13 protein-coding genes are annotated in these 16,166 nt (G+C 45.5%); 4 read left to right on the top strand and 9 right to left on the bottom strand.

Going from position 1 to position 16,166, the window contains the following annotated elements; translation table 11 throughout:
- Positions 1 to 102: 102 nt before the first annotated feature.
- A complete protein-coding gene (malK, locus tag vsple_RS19015) occupies positions 103 to 1,215 on the bottom strand; it encodes a maltose/maltodextrin ABC transporter ATP-binding protein MalK (RefSeq protein WP_261883431.1) in 1,113 nt (370 codons plus the stop codon).
- Positions 1,216 to 1,901: 686 nt separating this feature from the next.
- On the opposite strand from malK, the gene malE reads away from it, so the two are divergent.
- The 3 genes from malE (at position 1,902) to malG (ending at position 5,638) form a co-directional block, all read left to right on the top strand.
- Positions 1,902 to 3,086, top strand: coding sequence for a maltose/maltodextrin ABC transporter substrate-binding protein MalE (malE, locus tag vsple_RS19020; RefSeq protein ID WP_255232129.1), 1,185 nt, complete (start codon positions 1,902 to 1,904; stop codon positions 3,084 to 3,086).
- A 78-nt stretch (positions 3,087 to 3,164) separates the two neighbouring features.
- Positions 3,165 to 4,736: a maltose ABC transporter permease MalF gene (gene malF, locus vsple_RS19025; RefSeq protein ID WP_261883432.1), complete on the top strand. Its 1,572-nt coding sequence runs from the start codon at positions 3,165 to 3,167 to the stop codon at positions 4,734 to 4,736.
- 11 nt (positions 4,737 to 4,747) lie between these two features.
- Positions 4,748 to 5,638: a maltose ABC transporter permease MalG gene (malG, locus tag vsple_RS19030; protein ID WP_255232127.1), complete on the top strand. Its 891-nt coding sequence runs from the start codon at positions 4,748 to 4,750 to the stop codon at positions 5,636 to 5,638.
- A 532-nt stretch (positions 5,639 to 6,170) separates the two neighbouring features.
- On the opposite strand, the gene vsple_RS19035 is transcribed toward malG, so the two are convergent.
- The 4 genes from vsple_RS19035 to vsple_RS19050 all read right to left on the bottom strand — a co-directional run bounded on the left by vsple_RS19035 (position 6,171) and on the right by vsple_RS19050 (position 10,112).
- Positions 6,171 to 6,416 carry a hypothetical protein gene (locus vsple_RS19035; protein WP_255232126.1) on the bottom strand — a complete coding sequence of 82 codons (246 nt, stop codon included), beginning with the start codon at positions 6,414 to 6,416 and terminating at the stop codon, positions 6,171 to 6,173.
- A gap of 168 nt (positions 6,417 to 6,584) precedes the next feature.
- Positions 6,585 to 7,079 (bottom strand): acyl-CoA thioesterase, encoded by a 495-nt coding sequence (locus tag vsple_RS19040; RefSeq protein ID WP_255232125.1) that lies wholly within the window; start codon positions 7,077 to 7,079, stop codon positions 6,585 to 6,587.
- 294 nt (positions 7,080 to 7,373) lie between these two features.
- A complete protein-coding gene (locus tag vsple_RS19045; RefSeq protein ID WP_261883433.1) occupies positions 7,374 to 8,999 on the bottom strand; it encodes a peptide ABC transporter substrate-binding protein in 1,626 nt (541 codons plus the stop codon).
- A 219-nt stretch (positions 9,000 to 9,218) separates the two neighbouring features.
- Positions 9,219 to 10,112: a DMT family transporter gene (locus vsple_RS19050; protein WP_261883434.1), complete on the bottom strand. Its 894-nt coding sequence runs from the start codon at positions 10,110 to 10,112 to the stop codon at positions 9,219 to 9,221.
- Between the two features lie 99 nt (positions 10,113 to 10,211).
- On the opposite strand from vsple_RS19050, the gene vsple_RS19055 reads away from it, so the two are divergent.
- Positions 10,212 to 11,000: an AraC family transcriptional regulator gene (locus vsple_RS19055; protein ID WP_255232123.1), complete on the top strand. Its 789-nt coding sequence runs from the start codon at positions 10,212 to 10,214 to the stop codon at positions 10,998 to 11,000.
- Between the two features lie 109 nt (positions 11,001 to 11,109).
- Here vsple_RS19055 and vsple_RS19060 read toward each other — a convergent pair whose 3' ends face one another.
- The 4 genes from vsple_RS19060 to vsple_RS19075 form a co-directional block, all read right to left on the bottom strand.
- Positions 11,110 to 12,222 (bottom strand): lipocalin-like domain-containing protein, encoded by a 1,113-nt coding sequence (locus vsple_RS19060; protein ID WP_261883435.1) that lies wholly within the window; start codon positions 12,220 to 12,222, stop codon positions 11,110 to 11,112.
- Positions 12,222 to 14,720 (bottom strand): ABC transporter permease, encoded by a 2,499-nt coding sequence (locus tag vsple_RS19065; protein WP_261883436.1) that lies wholly within the window; start codon positions 14,718 to 14,720, stop codon positions 12,222 to 12,224. Before vsple_RS19065 ends, vsple_RS19060 begins: the two co-directional genes overlap by 1 nt.
- Positions 14,707 to 15,426 (bottom strand): ABC transporter ATP-binding protein, encoded by a 720-nt coding sequence (locus tag vsple_RS19070; protein ID WP_261884019.1) that lies wholly within the window; start codon positions 15,424 to 15,426, stop codon positions 14,707 to 14,709. The genes vsple_RS19065 and vsple_RS19070 overlap by 14 nt, the downstream gene beginning before the upstream one ends.
- Before the next feature lie 219 nt (positions 15,427 to 15,645).
- On the bottom strand, positions 15,646 to 16,029 hold the full coding sequence (locus vsple_RS19075) for a hypothetical protein (RefSeq protein ID WP_261883437.1): 384 nt from the start codon (positions 16,027 to 16,029) through the stop codon (positions 15,646 to 15,648).
- Positions 16,030 to 16,166 lie beyond the last annotated feature (137 nt).

The raw sequence follows: 16,166 nt of genomic DNA on the forward strand, positions 1-16,166 counted from the left end.
GGGCGCTGGTTGGACTTTCAAAGCCTGTCTTTAAGATAAAGAAAATCCCTCACGAGGAGGGATTTTGATAGGGCAATATATGTTTAAATCTACAGTCGAGGTTTACTCTGTACCTTTCTCTACGTACAGACGACGACATGCTTTACCGTCGCTGTGGAACAGGTGACAACGGTGTGCTGGGATACCGATAGCAAGCTTGTCTCCTGCTTCAACGTCTAATGTATCTGGTTGACGGAAGATAACGTCAGCATCTGCACTTTCTAGGTTTAGGTAAACCTGAGTTTCGTTGCCTAGCTTCTCAACAATCATCACTTCGCCTTCGATGGTTGCATCGCCGTTTTCTGCAGACAGCAAGTGTTCAGGGCGAACCCCCAGTGACATACGGTCGCCAACGTTAACTGTCGTGCCATCGACTGGGACCCAGAAAGTCATGCCGTTGGACAGTTGAACCATGACACGCTCAGACTCCACTGCTTCGATGTGAACCGACATGAAGTTCATCTTAGGTGAACCGATGAAGCCTGCAACAAAGCGGTTTTTAGGGTAGTGGTACAGTTCCAGAGGTTTACCCACTTGAGAAACGTAACCGCCATCAAGAACAACGATTTTGTCTGCCATCGTCATTGCTTCTACTTGGTCATGCGTTACGTAAATCATGGTACAACCAAGCTGACGTTGTAGCTTAGTGATTTGAGAACGCATCTGAACACGTAGCGCCGCATCTAGGTTAGATAGAGGCTCATCTAGTAGGAATACATTTGGTTGAGAAACCAAAGTACGACCGATAGCAACACGCTGACGTTGACCACCTGAAAGCGCTTTTGGCTGACGCTCTAATAGGTGACCTAGCTGTAGGATTTCAGCAGCATGCTCAACACGTTTGTCGATCTCAGCCTTGTCTGCTTTCGCAAGCTTAAGACCGAAAGACATGTTGTCGTAAAGGTTTAGGTGAGGGTATAGAGCGTAAGATTGGAATACCATGCCCACGCCACGCTTAGATGGCTCAACGTCGTTCATACGCTCGTCGCCAATGTACAAATCACCTGAAGTGATATCTTCTAGACCTGCGATACAGCGTAATAGTGTCGATTTACCACAACCTGATGGTCCAACGAATACTACAAATTCACCTTCGTTGATCTCTAAGTTTACGTCCTTAGAAATCTGTACATCACCATATGATTTATAAACGTTTTTTAACGTGACACTCGCCATCTAGCTCGTCCTCGATCGATCAAATTTTAAAACTTACTGCTTATCATTATAAGAAATTATTGGGTCAGCAGTAACTGTAGGAATTGGTAAGCATTGAGTGTGTAAGAAAAAACGGGTGTGTTTGGTGGTTTCAACAGATCGTCAATACACCCAAACACACCCTCATAGCCAAGCAGATGTCTCTTTCCCCCACATCAAGCTAAACCTCCCCCGTGATGCCATCACTGGTTTAGCTTGATGCTTAATTTAAGACAAAAGCGGGCAATGCAAGCCAACATATATTGTTCGGTCTATATAGAAGCAACAAACAATTGCCGGTAAAGGGTTCTTACTATCCACTCTTGGATGACTGCAGTTTCGGTTAATCCAAGAAAGAGTACATCCTCCTAATGGAAAATTAACGAGGGGGAGTAGGAGGGGAGGAGTAGATAAAGGGGGTGAAACGTAATAGGCGATCCACTTCAAATAAATTCACCGGACAACGGTGATGTTGATCACGGTGCTTACGGTTTTTGTGATTTTGCTCTCTAATCCGACCCGATGGTGATCACGAATTTAAGCCATAATAGCTGGGGCGTAGTGGCTAGGATGATGAGCTTAAGACGGTTTTTTCAGATCATATCTAACGAAAACTGGCTCGTCTTAAATGAATGCGCCCTACGTATAAATATAAAAAGGATATTAACATGAAAAACGCTCTAAGCGCTGTAGCTCTAGGTACATTAGTTGCTCTGGGTTCTTTCGGTGCAAACGCTGCTATCGAAGAAGGTCAACTAACAATCTGGGTAGGTGGTGATAAAGCTTACGAAGGCATGGCAGAAGTAGGTAAACGCTTTGAAGAAGATACAGGCGTAAAAGTTACGGTCGCTTTCCCAGACAAACTAGAAGAGAAATTCTCTCAAGTTGCAGCTGCGGGTGACGGCCCAGACATGATTTTCTACGCACATGACCGTTTCGGTGGTTTTGCAGAAGCGGGTCTTCTTGCGGATATCAAACCTTCTAAAGAGACCAAAGAAGGTATCGTAGACTTCGCATGGGACGCAGTGTCTTACAAAGGTAAAACAATTGCATACCCAGTAGCAGTTGAGTCAGTTTCTCTAATTTACAACAAAGCTCTTGTTCCTAACCCACCTAAGTCTTGGGAAGAGATCCCAGCACTAAACGCTGAGCTTCAAAAAGATGGCAAAAAAGCGATCATGTGGCCTCTACGTGGCGGTGCTTACTTCACATGGCCTCTACTAGCAGCTGACGGCGGTTACGCATTTAAACAAACGGCTGAAGGTTACGACATCAAAGATGCAGGTGTAGCGAACGACGGTGTTCAGAAGTCTCTTGGCTTTATCGAGAAAATGGTTAAAGACAAAGTGATCTCTGCAGATATGGACTACTCTGTAGCAGAGTCTGAGTTCGTTGCTGGTAACGTTGCAATGACAATCAACGGTCCTTGGGGCTGGGCAAACATCGAGAAATCTGGCGTAGATTACGGTGTTGCAACACTACCTAAATTCAACGGTAAAGCATCTAAACCTTTCGTTGGTGTATGGGCTGGTGGTATCAGCACGGCTTCTCCAAACCGTGACCTAGCGGTTGAGTTCATGGAAAACTACCTGCTGACTGACGAAGGTCTGAAGAGCCTAAATGACGACAAGCCACTAGGTGCTGTAGCGCTTAACTCTTTCCAACGCCAACTAGATAGCGATACTCGTATCGCGGCGACAATGGACAACGCGATGAACGGCGAAATCATGCCTAACATCCCTCAGTTCACAACGTTCTGGTACAGCATGGAAGAGGCAATTGGTAACGTGGTTGACGGTCGTCAAACTGTAGACCAAGCACTTAAAGCCGCTGAAACACGCATGACTAAATAATATCGACGAAACACCCTTTTAAGGAGGGGGTAACCCCTCCTTACTTTTCTATTTTATATATCGCTAGCAGGTTCCTCTATGCAGTCAGTTCAAGGTACAGATGCTATTCAAGCACCAACAAGCCTTCCAGGAAGTAAAAGCGTCTTCATTAAGTGGGGATTGCTTGGTAGCGTTGGCTTAATCAATGGCTACGCTACCATCCTAATGTATTCTCGCGGTGAGCTCGCATTCGCGTTGCTTACGGTGATCCTAACGGCTTTAGCTCTTTACGTTTTCGGTAGCAAGAAAACTTACGCACACCGTTATATCTACCCTGGTATTGCCGGAATGATCCTTTTCATTCTCTTCCCTTTGGCTTATACCGTCGGTCTTGCGTTCACTAACTACAGTGCAAAAAACCAACTTTCGCTAGAACGTACGCAAACTGTCCTACTGGACCGTACGTTCCAAAGCGGTGAAAGCTTCCCATTTACTCTGTACAAAACAGACAACGGCCACCAAATCGTGGTTGAAGATGGTGAGCAACTTCTCGCAACTGAAGAGTTCTCGTTAGGCGGTTTGAACGTCAGTGAGATGGATCTGAAAGCGATCGACTCTGCTCAAGGCGAAAAAGAGAAAATCAAAACAATTATCCAAAATCGTACTGCAATCAGTGCTGTTGATTTCCACCTACCATCAGGTGAAGACATCCGCATGAGCGGCCTACGTAAGTTTGCTGCTGTGGTTCCGCTTTACACAATGCAAGACGATGGCGAAACGCTATACAACAACGAAACGGGTGAGACTCTAAAACCCAATATGGAAGTAGGTTTCTACCAACCTGTTGATGAGAATGGTGCATTCATTGGTAACACCATCTCTCCGGGCTTCGTGGTTGAAATCGGTACGGCTAACTTTGAGCGTGTTTGGAAAGATGAAGGCATCAAAGAACCTTTCATCAGCATCTTTATTTGGACAGTTGTCTTCTCGATTTGTACGGTAGCCTTCACTCTAGCGATCGGTTTGATTCTTGCGAACATCGTACAGTGGGAGGAGCTGAAAGGCCGTGCTGTATACCGTGTTCTACTGATTCTGCCTTATGCAGTTCCAGCGTTTATCTCAATCCTTATCTTTAAAGGTTTGTTTAACCAAAGCTTTGGCGAAATTAACATGGTGTTAGAGAGCATCTTCGGTCTTAAGCCGAACTGGTTCTCTGACCCAATCCTAGCGAAAACGATGGTGCTTATCGTAAACACATGGTTAGGTTTCCCTTACATGATGATCCTGTGTATGGGTCTATTGAAGGCGATTCCTGATGATCTATACGAAGCGTCTGCGATTGATGGTGCTAACTTCATCGATAACTTCAAGCGCATTACGTTCCCGTTGATGATTAAACCACTAACACCGCTACTGATTGCAGCATTCGCATTTAACTTCAACAACTTCGTAATGATTCAGCTGTTGACGAACGGTGGTCCAAACATGATTGGTACTTCTGAACCTGCGGGTTACACAGACTTGCTTGTAAGCTACACGTACCGAATCGCGTTTGAAGGCGGCGGCGGTCAAGACTTCGGTCTAGCAAGTGCAATCGCAACGCTTATCTTCCTACTAGTAGGTGCCCTAGCGTTACTAAACCTTCGTTTCACTAAACTGTCTCAAGATTAAGGAGCACGACAATGGCTATGGTACAAGGTAAAAGCCTGAAATACCGAGTGTGGGCAACGCATATTGCGCTGTGGTGCTTCCTAGCACTGATTATCTTCCCACTACTGATGATCATCGCGATCTCGTTCCGTGAAGGTAACTTTGCAACAGGTAGCTTGATTCCAGAGAACCCATCACTGGAGCACTGGAAACTGGCACTGGGTATCCCAGTAACTAACGCAGACGGCTCGGTAACACCACCTCCATTCCCAGTATTAACTTGGCTATGGAACTCAGTAAAAGTTGCAGGTATCACATCAATCCTGATTGTGGCACTGTCTACAACATCGGCTTACGCATTCGCTCGTATGCGCTTTAAAGGCAAAGAGACGATTCTAAAAGCGATGATGATTTTCCAGATGTTCCCAGCGGTACTTGCACTGGTTGCAATCTACGCTTTGTTCGACAAACTAGGTCAGTACATTCCTTTCTTAGGCTTGAACACACACGGTGGTCTTATCTTCTCTTACCTAGGGGGTATTGCACTGCACGTTTGGACAATCAAAGGTTACTTTGAAACGATTGATACTTCTCTAGAAGAAGCGGCAGCACTCGATGGTGCGACGCCGTGGCAAGCATTCCGTTTGGTACTATTGCCACTGTCAGTGCCTATTCTAGCGGTAGTATTTATTCTATCGTTTATCGGTGTTGTCGGTGAGGTTCCGGTTGCATCTATCCTGCTTTCAGACGTGAACTCTTACACGCTAGCGGTTGGTATGCAGCAGTATCTATACCCACAAAACTACCTATGGGGTGACTTTGCGGCAGCAGCAGTATTATCGGCACTTCCTATCACTATCGTCTTCCTATTAGCACAACGTTGGTTAGTTGGTGGTTTGACGGCAGGTGGTGTAAAAGGATAAGCTAGGGCTTATAAGAAAGACAAAGAGCGACCGCAAAGTCGCTCTATATTGGCATTTTTATTACATCATTTTGGTTTGGCCGCCGATCAGTAATAAAAATAACCCTCAGGTTACGCATAGCTGGCTACTAATCAGGTTCCTTACGCTATTCAATGATTAGTGGTTTTTGTAACTCTAACCCAGGTATTTACTTGGGTTTTTTTATATCTGAAAAAATTCGGTCTTTTCAGATGACCTTACCGCTCTTCAAGAGCTTCTTGGCTTGTGTGAGAAGAGATGCTTTGCACATTGTTTTGATAACAATACTCATCAGTCGATCATCATACCCTCTAGTTGTACAGTCAGTATAAATAGACGAATGGGAATTGATACTTTGGTCAAAGCTCACTGCGGAAGACTTCAATGAAAGCCATGTAACAGTGATTAATGTTGCATAAAAATTGTCTGGCAAGTCAGTTTGAAAGTGAAATCAGTAAGGGGAGTAGGCGCTTATCAATAGTTTGCTATATATAAACGCCTGAAATCTATTAGGTTAGAATTCTCTGTTGGAAGGAGCGCAACCAAGGTGTTGCAGTAGAACGTAGATACTCTCTTGGTCTAATGCGACGCGTCTAAAGAGGTCTGCGAAGGTATTATCGCCACCAAAACAGGTTTGAATATAGTGATTGATCTCTTCGTTGTTGTAGCCTTCTACGTAAAGGGTTCTTACCCATTGATACTCAACTGCCTTAAGATTGTTTAGGGTTGATTCACTCAAAGTAGTGCGCGTAACGCTCAAGAGGTGCTCCAGAAATACAGTCGTGTCCATGATAGATGGCAGTATTTAAGCAGAGCTAAATGACGACTTTATTACAATTATAATATTTTACAGACTCATGACTTGAACAATGAAAGAACAGAGAAAGTGAAGTTACACACTCAATGGTTAAGTGTGTAACCCTAAGATTTATTTCAGATATTTGACGTGCGCTTCCATCTCTTCGCCAATCTCTTTACGCATGTTCATGAGGCGAACGGCAGAGTCGCGTAACTCAATATCTTCTTGGGTTTCTGGTACCCACTCTGGCACTTTGGTTGGTAAGCCGTTTTCATCAACCGCAACCATGATAACAATACAGTGGGTCGTTAGGCGGTTCTTAAGGTTTTTGGGGTCGCTGGCTTGTACATCAATCGCGATATGCATTGAAGAGGAACCTGTGTAGATGACTTTTGCACTGACTTCGACCAAGTTACCTACGTGGATCGGCGCAACAAAACGAATACCACCGGCATAGGCCGTAATACAGTATTTGCCACTCCAACCTGCTGAACAAGCGTATGCTGCTAAATCGATCCATTTCATCACGGCACCACCGTGAACTTTACCACCAAAGTTTACATCTCCGGGCTCCGCTAAAAAACGCAGGGTTACGTCGCGCTTTCCATTTTGACTACTGCTCATTTTTAGTCCTTTTTATTCTTATGTTGTACTGCAACAACTATGTTACTTACCAATAACATATACTTTAGTCGTACGAATTAAAAGCAGAGTTTTCGGGTTGAGCGGGGAAATATCGACGCAATAGGTATTAGGAGAATTAACTGGGGCAGATATAAAAAAACACCGAGTATTGAGCTCGGTGTCTTTGATGATTGGACTAATTCGCTAGCCTCTTTCTTACAGCCAATTAACCATTGTTTATTCGGGTAACTAAAGCGTTACTTGTACTTATTGTATGGATGTTGCCATACCATTTTATTGTCCCGCCACGAAATATAAGTCTTTCGCGTAGATGTTTCCTTTCGGATTATTCACTGGTAAACCTTTCAAGGAGTTACGAACTAAGCGAGTATGGTTGTAGTGATAAAGAGGGATAACGACAGCAGATTCATTGAGTAGCACTTCGGCTTGTTGGTACACTTTGAAGCGCTCATCTTGCTTAGTTATTAGGCTTGCTTGCTTTATCAAATTATCGAATTCTGGATTGCAATAGCCGCTTTCATTGGCGGTGTGCCCGCAGGTAAAACCCTCAAGCAGAGCAGACGGTTCTGGGTAGTCTCCAAACGCCCAAGAGCGAGCCAGTTGGTAGTCGCCTGAGCTTTTTGCTGCGACATAAGCTTTCCACTCCATGTTTTCTAATTTAACCTTCACACCCAGTGGCTTCCACATTGAAGCGATGGCCAGTGCAATCTTCTTGTGGTTCTCGCTGGTGTTATAGGTCAACGTAAACTCAAGTGGTTTTTCTTTGCCGTAACCGGCTTCTTCAAGAAGTTGCTTTGCTTTACTCAGTCTTTGCTTGGCATCTAAATGTTTAAAGTCTGACTTTGGTGCTTGGTAGTTTGGAATATTATTTGGTGTGACACTGTATGCTTCTGGTTCACCTTGCCCTGTGATTTTATCAACTAAGATCTCGCGGTTCACCGCCATACTCAATGCCTGACGAACTTTCAGGTTATCGAAAGGTGCTTGGCGAGTATTAAACGAATAGACATAAGAACCGAGTAGAGCTTGCGCCTTGATTTGATCTGGATTCTCTTTAATCAGCTTCTGGTAGTATTCCAGTTGAACTCTATTGGTCATATCAATCTCGCCAGATTGATAGCGAATCAGTTCAGCATTTTGCGATGACAAACCTAGGTAAGTTACACCATTTATAACCGTGGCATCGTTGTCCCAATATTTCGGGTTACGTTTAACCTTAACGTACTCATTTGGGACCCATTCAGATAATTTGTATGCTCCGTTTGTCGCGATATTTTCTGCTCGGGTCCAGCGATCACCTTTCTCTTTAACCAGTTCGCTTGGAACGGGAAAGAAGGTTTTAATACTCATTAAGCTCATGAAGTAAGGCGTAGGTTTACTTAGGTTGATTTCAATAGTTAGTGGGTTGAGAGCCTTAATTCCCAGTTCTGATGGATCTTTTTCGCCGGCGATGATCTCTTCAGCATTGACAATGTTGGCTGTTCTAAATACGAAGCTAGTGTTATTACCAGTCTTAGGATTCACAGCGCGTTGCCACGCAAATACGAAATCATCAGCTGTAACTGGTGAACCGTTTGACCACTGAAGTCCTTTTTTCAGAGTAAAGGTGACGGTTTTGCCGTCATTGCTGAAATGCCAATCTTTAGCTTGTCCTGGGATGATTTGTCCGTCGCGATTCTCAATCACGAAGCCTTCAAACATGTCATTGACGATGATATCCCCCGGCATGCCTGAGTTAACAAATGTTGGATCTAATGTGTTGGGTTCTGCACCATTACCACGAACAAAATATTGCTCGTCGGCTAGTAAGGCATTTGATGGAACCTGTGCAGCGATAGCAGAAGTAGTACCCAAAGCTAGCAGAGTGGGGAGAGCGATAGATAGAGGTGATTTAGTCATTGTAATTCCTTGACGACTTAAACAGAACTTTATGCATTAAAAAGGAATAATTACAATATTGCAACAATAAATAGTAAGGCTATTAATGATTGACAACAGGATGGAGCTCTAGTCTGATTCAAAAAGAAAAAGCGAAACAAACGCAGTGGTTCATTTCGCTTCTAAACGTAAGTATATTGGAACTACATTCGCCTCAAATTGAAGCCTGAGTGTTGAATGCTAACCCTGTTGCGGAATCGCGCCTTTGACCACGGATTTTCTTTTTATCTGCGCCATAATGACGCCAGAGATAACCATGATGCCGCCCATTAAGTGATAATCATGAATCGTTTCACCGAGCCAAGTGGCTGCAAGGACGACTGCGACAACAGGTAGTAAGTTCATGAACATAGCACTCGAGTCTGCGCCAATCGCATCGATCGCTTTTACCCACATCCAAGGAGCCAGTACTGAGCCGGCGATTGCAGCGTAGGCGATAAGTGGCAGTGACTCTTGAGAAGGCGCCAGTTGAGCACTCGATAACCATAGTGGTGTTAACATAGCGACCGCAAATAGGCCTTGCATGTAGATCACTACCCAGTTACTTACCGGCATCTTCCAACGTTTAAGTAGTACACAGTAAGCGGCGTAAACAAGAGCGGCAATCAACATATAGCCATCACCTTGGGTGAGCTCTTGGTGTAAGAAAAACAGTGGGTCACCTTTACCTAGCATAAACGCCAAGCCCGATAGCGATAGTCCGCCACCGACAATGCTTAGTCCTGAAATGGACTTGTGCAGCAGAGGAACGCTCAAGAAGATGCTAATCAACGGCACTAATGACGTAATTAGAGCCATGTTTGATGCACTGGTCGTGAGGCCCGCGTAGTAGCCAAGAGATTGATTCAGCACCATTCCCAGCAAGGCAAGAAAGGCTAGCTTGGTCAGATTCGGCTTAATGGCAGGCCACTGTTTAATGGCACTTGGCAAACAGAAAGGTGTAAGAATGAGCATAGCGACAAACCAACGAAAGAAACTCATTGCGCTTGGCTCGATAACGCTCGCTGCCATCTTATTTACAATGGCATTGGCACCCCAAATACAAACAGTAAAAAATGGCAGAAGATATGACATGTGAGCTCCATCGCAGAATGAGTTAATGTGCATAGTTTGACAGGTCGTTACAATAACAGATATCTTTAAAAAGACATCGAACGCGATAGGAAGACAAGTTTGAAAAAACATCCAAGAAATCTTCACCCTTCCTTATCAATTGATAAGGCACCATCCAACGTATTTATGAATTTCGAAGCGTTTCTCTCTAATACAGAAACCCGAGTTCACAGCCATCCTTGGGGACAAGTACAACTGATTAGTGGTGGAATCTTAGAGATGGAAGCGGAAGGAACGCGTTTCTTAGCACCACCTCATCTTGCCATTTGGGTACCAGCTGGCGTTATGCACTGTAGCTATAATCGTAAACCACTGGATTACTGTTCCTTGAACATTGCACCTGAGCTGACACAACACTTGCCAGAAAAGACCAGCCTAATAAAGATCACACCGATCGTGTCGTCGATTATCGATGATTTTCGTGAAAGGAATATCAATGTTGCAGAACGCGAACCAGACAAACGTTTAGTGCAAGTGCTGCTTGATCAATTGGCAGAGCGACAAGTTGAACACCACTTTTTACCATCAACCGATAACAAATATCTAGCCCCAATCCTTGCGGCGATTGAGGAGAATCCCACCGATGAAATTTCTCTTAAGGATTGGGCAGAGCGCGTTCATACCACAGAACGCACCTTGTCGCGCCATTGTCAAAGCGAACTGGGGATGAGTTTCACCGAATGGCGCTTACGCGTCCGTTATCTTTACTCAATGGATCTTCTACGTAATGGTCAATCGGTAAAAGAGGTCGCTCTCACCTTAGGCTATAACCAAGCCAGCCCTTTCATCTCTATGTTTAAGAAGTACTCCGGACAAACACCAGAGCAGTATAAGAACCGATTGTTGTAAGAAAATGGAGATATCTCGACAATAATTTGCATTTTCTTGGTCCCATTCAACACAAGAGAGGAGTCAAATTGACGATAAACGGCATAAACCCAAAATCTAATGCCCTTAGTCAATAACCCGTCAGCTCCATATACCCAGCCCCAGAGTGGGAGCCTTGGATGGTGACTGGGCCTTCCCAGTATGGGACTGACAGCGGCATTTTTGCGTTGGGGTTGAGTGCCGAAACGGTAAGTTCAATTTTGTAATTTGGAATCGAGATTGTCCACTCCGTTGGGTAGTCTCGGTTGTCGATTTCCGTGTATTCTTTTACACGCATTACAATCTCATCTTGTGTAATGGCTGTACCTGAACCGTCTTGATGCATTAAGCGTGCATTAGAGTAACTTGCGCTTCCTGTTTCAGAGTCGCGAAGTTGGAATACCACTAGGCTGGTTTCATCATCAAGCCTTAATGCAAACCAATCCCAGCCCTGTTGTGAATCAAGCAAGAACTGCGAGCTCCACTCTCTATCTATCCAACCTTTGCCGGAAACTTGATGCGTGTTGCCATCAATGGTGACTTCTCCAGAAACATCAATAAACGGTTGACTGTAGTAGTAGGAAGCCACCTGCCCATCGGCACTTTTCATGCTGTATCCTTGCTTACCTTGCTTTTGATAAGGCGCGCTACTGTTGAGAGTGAGCGAGTAGCCGAACTGTTCAGATCTTGCATTTAACGTGGCTGGGAAAAGATCTTCGGTCGATGATGTCCATTGCCAATCATCGAGATAAACACGAAATGGCGAAGTATCGACACCTGCCAAAGCGGCGTGTTCACGAGACCATTTTTCATCTGCGTAGTGCTTTTTCTGCGTAGTGACAGCACCGTGCGCCATGTAGATCTGGCTGCTTTGCCATTGCGTTTTCTTGGTTTCGTTTGAATTAGATGGTGGGGCGGCGGCAAAGCGAAATTGGGTCCACTGTACACCGAGTGATTGCCCATCTTCATCGGTTAAATTGGCGGTCAAATACCACCATTCATGGCGAAAGTCGGGATGGGCTTGGTGGTCTGCTGGGAAGTGGATTTCAACTCCTTTTGTAACGGGAGTGAACTGGTCATCTTGTGATTGGTTGCTTTCAGCACTTGCCAATAGTGTTCCCATGGTTTGAGGTTGCTGCTCTTCGCAACCAACCAGTGCCAGAGCAAGTAACATAAGTGCGCAGAGTTTGATGGGGTGAATCATTACAAAACCTCACTTTGCAGACTGGAGACGACAGGTTTACTGACTAACCGCCAAAGCGGTATCAGGGTGGCAATCACGCCGACCACAATGGTCACGGCAGCCATGCTCAGTGCATCACTCCAATTCCATAGGTAGTTCAAGCTCCAACCAAAGGCGCGCAGGGTAACAATATCCGTGAGTACATAACCGACCAAAGCGCCTAATGGTAAGGCGATCACCAGAGTAAAACTAACCAGAGCGGCAATCTGCCCGATCACCATCGTCATCAGCTTTTTACGATTCACACCAAGTGCATACAACCTTGCGATCGCGGCTTTGCGCGCATCGAGCAACATAAAACAGGCGGTGAACAGGCCGATCACAGCAACCATCAATGTAACGCCGTTTAACGCTCGGGTGATGGCAAACGTCTGCGAGAATATATCTAAGGCGATGGATTTGATCTGCGCTTGGTCATAGAGCTGACTTGGGTGCAGGTTGAGATCTTTACGTAACTGCTCATAAACCAACTTTGGATTGCCGGAGACTTTAATACCAAGGCTGGTAGGTAAATCAGTAAAACCGCTTTCTCGCCAAAGTTGAGACGCTAAGAGTATTTCGCCATTTGGGGACCCGTAATCATGGAAAACAGCGCCAACTGTGAGTGCTTTGTTTGGAATCGCGTCGAGCTTAAATTCACTTGCAAGTGATAACCCAAGTTTCACTGCAGTTGGCTCACTAATGGCGACGACTTCACCTTGATAGAAACGTGACCAAAAGTCATCAAGCCGAGATTGAAATACCATGGTCTGCTCTAGAGTGTCTTCGTCTTTGGTGCCGAGCAAAATGGGTAAGCCATATAGGTTGTCGTCGACGTAGTACTGTTTATATACAGTTTGGACGTTCTCAAACTGTTCTAAAGCTAGCTCAACATTGGCGATTTCCCCTTGAGACGGGCTGACATAGATGTCAGCATGAAGTCGTTGTTCAAGCCACTGTTTGAGTGTTGATTCAAAGCTGCCAACTAGGGTATTCATCCCCATGTTGGCGGTCACGGCAAGCAGCAGTGCCATCATCGCCAGAGAAAGAGGGGAGATAAGCTCTCGCAGCTCTGCAAACAGATACTGCATTAACCCGGAACGTGTGCGTTGTTCACACCAAATCGCTAATACCATCAGTGTTTTCGGAAGGTATAGAGGAATCGACACTACTAATAGACCTAACCATGCCATAGTGAAACGGTGATGCTCGCTAAGCCAAAGCCCTGTTAACGCGATAATGGTGAGTAGCGCGCCAGCAATAAATAGTTGGTTTTCATTGGATGAATCTGGGGCTTGGTAATATCCGCCATGGGAAGAGAGCGGTTGTTGCACTCGCTGTTTAAAGTGCTGCCAACACGCAAGCAGTGTTGCTGCCAAAGTGAGTAGTAGAGCTTGAGCCCACCATTGCCACTGCCACGTTCCCGGCAGTAGCGTCGCACCATAAAGTTGCTCTAAGGTAAGCGCAACTGTTGGGTGCAGCCAATGGCTGAGTTGCATACCCAGAACAAAGCCAATTGAGGCACCAATAGCCACTAAGATGGTGAGCTCGACCAATAAGGCTGAGAGGACTCGAAAGGGTGCTATTCCGGCTTGCTGAATTTGCACGATCAGTCGGTTACGTTTGAGTAAGCTGTATTTTACGCCGTTGTAGGCGATGAATAGTCCGACTAGGAATGCGAGCAAACTCATTGCCGTTAGATTGAGGTGAAAGCTGTCGGTAAGAGAGCCTAAATCGGTGCTTTGATTGTTGGTTATCCATTGCCCTTGGTCGCTAATGTATTTTTGCCAAGCGGCTTGAGTGTCATTCCCTAAATCGAAAACGGCGATGTAACTGAGTTGGCCTTGTTTATTGAGCAACTTCTGCGCAAACCCAATATCCATCAACATTCTGCTACCGAGCTGCCATTTATCGGGCAAAACCGCGACTTGCGTTTTAATGTCGTCCAATACCAATGTGTCGGGTTCGCCGATATTTCGGTATTGCGACTGGCTCATCATCACGATTGGCTCGCTCGCTAACAGGTCTGGAAGCGGGAGTAGGCTATCGAACAGAGAAACGTTGTAATCATTGTTAGATGCGTATCGCGAACGTGATGTGATCGCAGTGATCAGTCCACTGCCTTGTATCGACCAACGGCGACCTTGATCATCTCTCACTCTTCCTTCAATTACAGGCAGCGCAGCGCTCAATCCTTGTTGTCTGAGAGTGAAGTAAAGTGACTCCGGTAAGTAGTTTTGCCCTGCTGGTGGAATAATTAGGTTCTGCGCTTGCGCACTCAGTTGTTCAGTGGATTCAGCATAGCTGCGCTTAGCGTTGAGGTTGATGGCTTGTACTGCAACAAATAGAGTCACGGCTAATACAATGCCAATCAAAATAGCGGCAGCTTGAAGGGGCGCTTGCCGATAGTGAGCGGCAAACAGATTCAGCGCAAGCTTAGTATGATTTAATTTGAAAGCGTTAACTCTAGCGTGCTTCATGTGAGAGGCCGCTTTGGCTTTGTGGACGCACTCGCTGATCGTTATGCAGCTCACTGTTTTCAAGGCGCAGGCGTGTTTGCATAAAGTCGGCGCAGTCATTGCTGTGGGTGACAAGTAGAACTGCTGTGTTTCCTTGGGTTGTGATTTCACTCAGTAGTTTCATCACTTCGATACCGGCTTTTTGATCGAGGTTGCCTGTTGGCTCATCGGCGAGCAGCAGTTTGGGTTGGTGTGCCAGTGCTCGTGCGATGGCTACGCGTTGCTGTTGGCCGCCGGATAGCGCAGATACATGTCGTTCGAGCAGTTGGCTGATGCCAAGTGTCTCGACCAAATAGTCACACCAGTCATTCCATTGTTGTTGATTCAAGTGCAGTGGGAAGGCGATGTTCTGTTTTACATTCAGGGGCGTTAATAGGTTGAATTGCTGAAAGATTACGCCGAGTTTTTGATGGCGGAATTGACTCCAGTGTGGGTCTTTCCAGAGTTTGGTGTTATCGCCATCAAGCCATAGCTCACCAGAAGAGAGCGGTTCAAATCCAGCAATCATATTCAGTAGGGTGCTTTTCCCACTACCACTGGCTCCTGTTAACGCCACACTTGAACCTGTCTCGAGTGCAAAGTCGACACCTTCTAGTACTTGATGGTCTTCTTTGCCATCGACAAAGCTTTTACTGGCACGTTTAAGTGCGACGAGTGGCCTTTCCATCATCTCTCCCTAGGGTTTGTTTTAGCAGTAACGCTTATAGATTGAGTTACTTAAAATTTTAGTTCACAAACGAGGAGAGTGGTGCGATTAAGCCCGAATAATTAATGACTTGCTAATCAAACTTAGCGACTTTTCTTGAGCCGGTATTGGTGGGTAAATTGCGGTAGATCTCTCATCTGAAGTCATGAGAGTTATGCCTGTGATAGACAGTAGTAGAGTCTAAAAATCTTGTACTAACGTTGGTGTTTTAGAGCGAAAGAGTTTGGTGAACAGAGATTTGTATCGCCAACCGAGTGACAATAGATGCTGCGCCAACCTTTTGTTTTCGATGATGGCGACTTCAATTCCTCGATAGTGGTAAGGCGAGCGTTTTACATACTCGATGAACTCAGTCAGCACACCTTGACTGCGGACAGAGGGGGAGAAGTTCACCGACACAATGCTGAAGCGCTGGCTTCCCACAGGGCAGCGTACGAAGCAATGACCAAACTCGGTGTGTATGGTTTCGGAAAACTCGGGAAACGGTCGAGATTGGTAGGTCTTAGAAAGGGCATCGTATTCAGCACAAAGCTGGTCAAGAAGGTGTTTGGCGTCATCATTCATACTGGCTACTCCGGATTCGGTCTCGCTGTCTTTCTGATGACTATTTTAGCGCTGATTACCGGCGTAAATGAGGTATAAAGCGTTACCTATTTTGTTCCGAGTTTTGGCTCTGTGCATCGAGAGATAGTTATGAAAGA

The sequence above is a fragment of the Vibrio pelagius genome (genome assembly GCF_024347575.1).
Classification (GTDB): domain Bacteria; phylum Pseudomonadota; class Gammaproteobacteria; order Enterobacterales; family Vibrionaceae; genus Vibrio; species Vibrio pelagius.

Coding starts and splice junctions, on each gene's coding strand:
- malK (WP_261883431.1), bottom strand. CDS start 1,215: ATGGCGAGTGTCACGTTAAAAAACGTTTATAAATCATATGGTGATGTA.
- malE (WP_255232129.1), top strand. CDS start 1,902: ATGAAAAACGCTCTAAGCGCTGTAGCTCTAGGTACATTAGTTGCTCTG.
- malF (WP_261883432.1), top strand. CDS start 3,165: ATGCAGTCAGTTCAAGGTACAGATGCTATTCAAGCACCAACAAGCCTT.
- malG (WP_255232127.1), top strand. CDS start 4,748: ATGGCTATGGTACAAGGTAAAAGCCTGAAATACCGAGTGTGGGCAACG.
- vsple_RS19040 (WP_255232125.1), bottom strand. CDS start 7,079: ATGAGCAGTAGTCAAAATGGAAAGCGCGACGTAACCCTGCGTTTTTTA.
- vsple_RS19045 (WP_261883433.1), bottom strand. CDS start 8,999: ATGACTAAATCACCTCTATCTATCGCTCTCCCCACTCTGCTAGCTTTG.
- vsple_RS19050 (WP_261883434.1), bottom strand. CDS start 10,112: ATGTCATATCTTCTGCCATTTTTTACTGTTTGTATTTGGGGTGCCAAT.
- vsple_RS19060 (WP_261883435.1), bottom strand. CDS start 12,222: ATGATTCACCCCATCAAACTCTGCGCACTTATGTTACTTGCTCTGGCA.
- vsple_RS19065 (WP_261883436.1), bottom strand. CDS start 14,720: ATGAAGCACGCTAGAGTTAACGCTTTCAAATTAAATCATACTAAGCTT.
- vsple_RS19070 (WP_261884019.1), bottom strand. CDS start 15,426: ATGGAAAGGCCACTCGTCGCACTTAAACGTGCCAGTAAAAGCTTTGTC.
- vsple_RS19075 (WP_261883437.1), bottom strand. CDS start 16,029: ATGAATGATGACGCCAAACACCTTCTTGACCAGCTTTGTGCTGAATAC.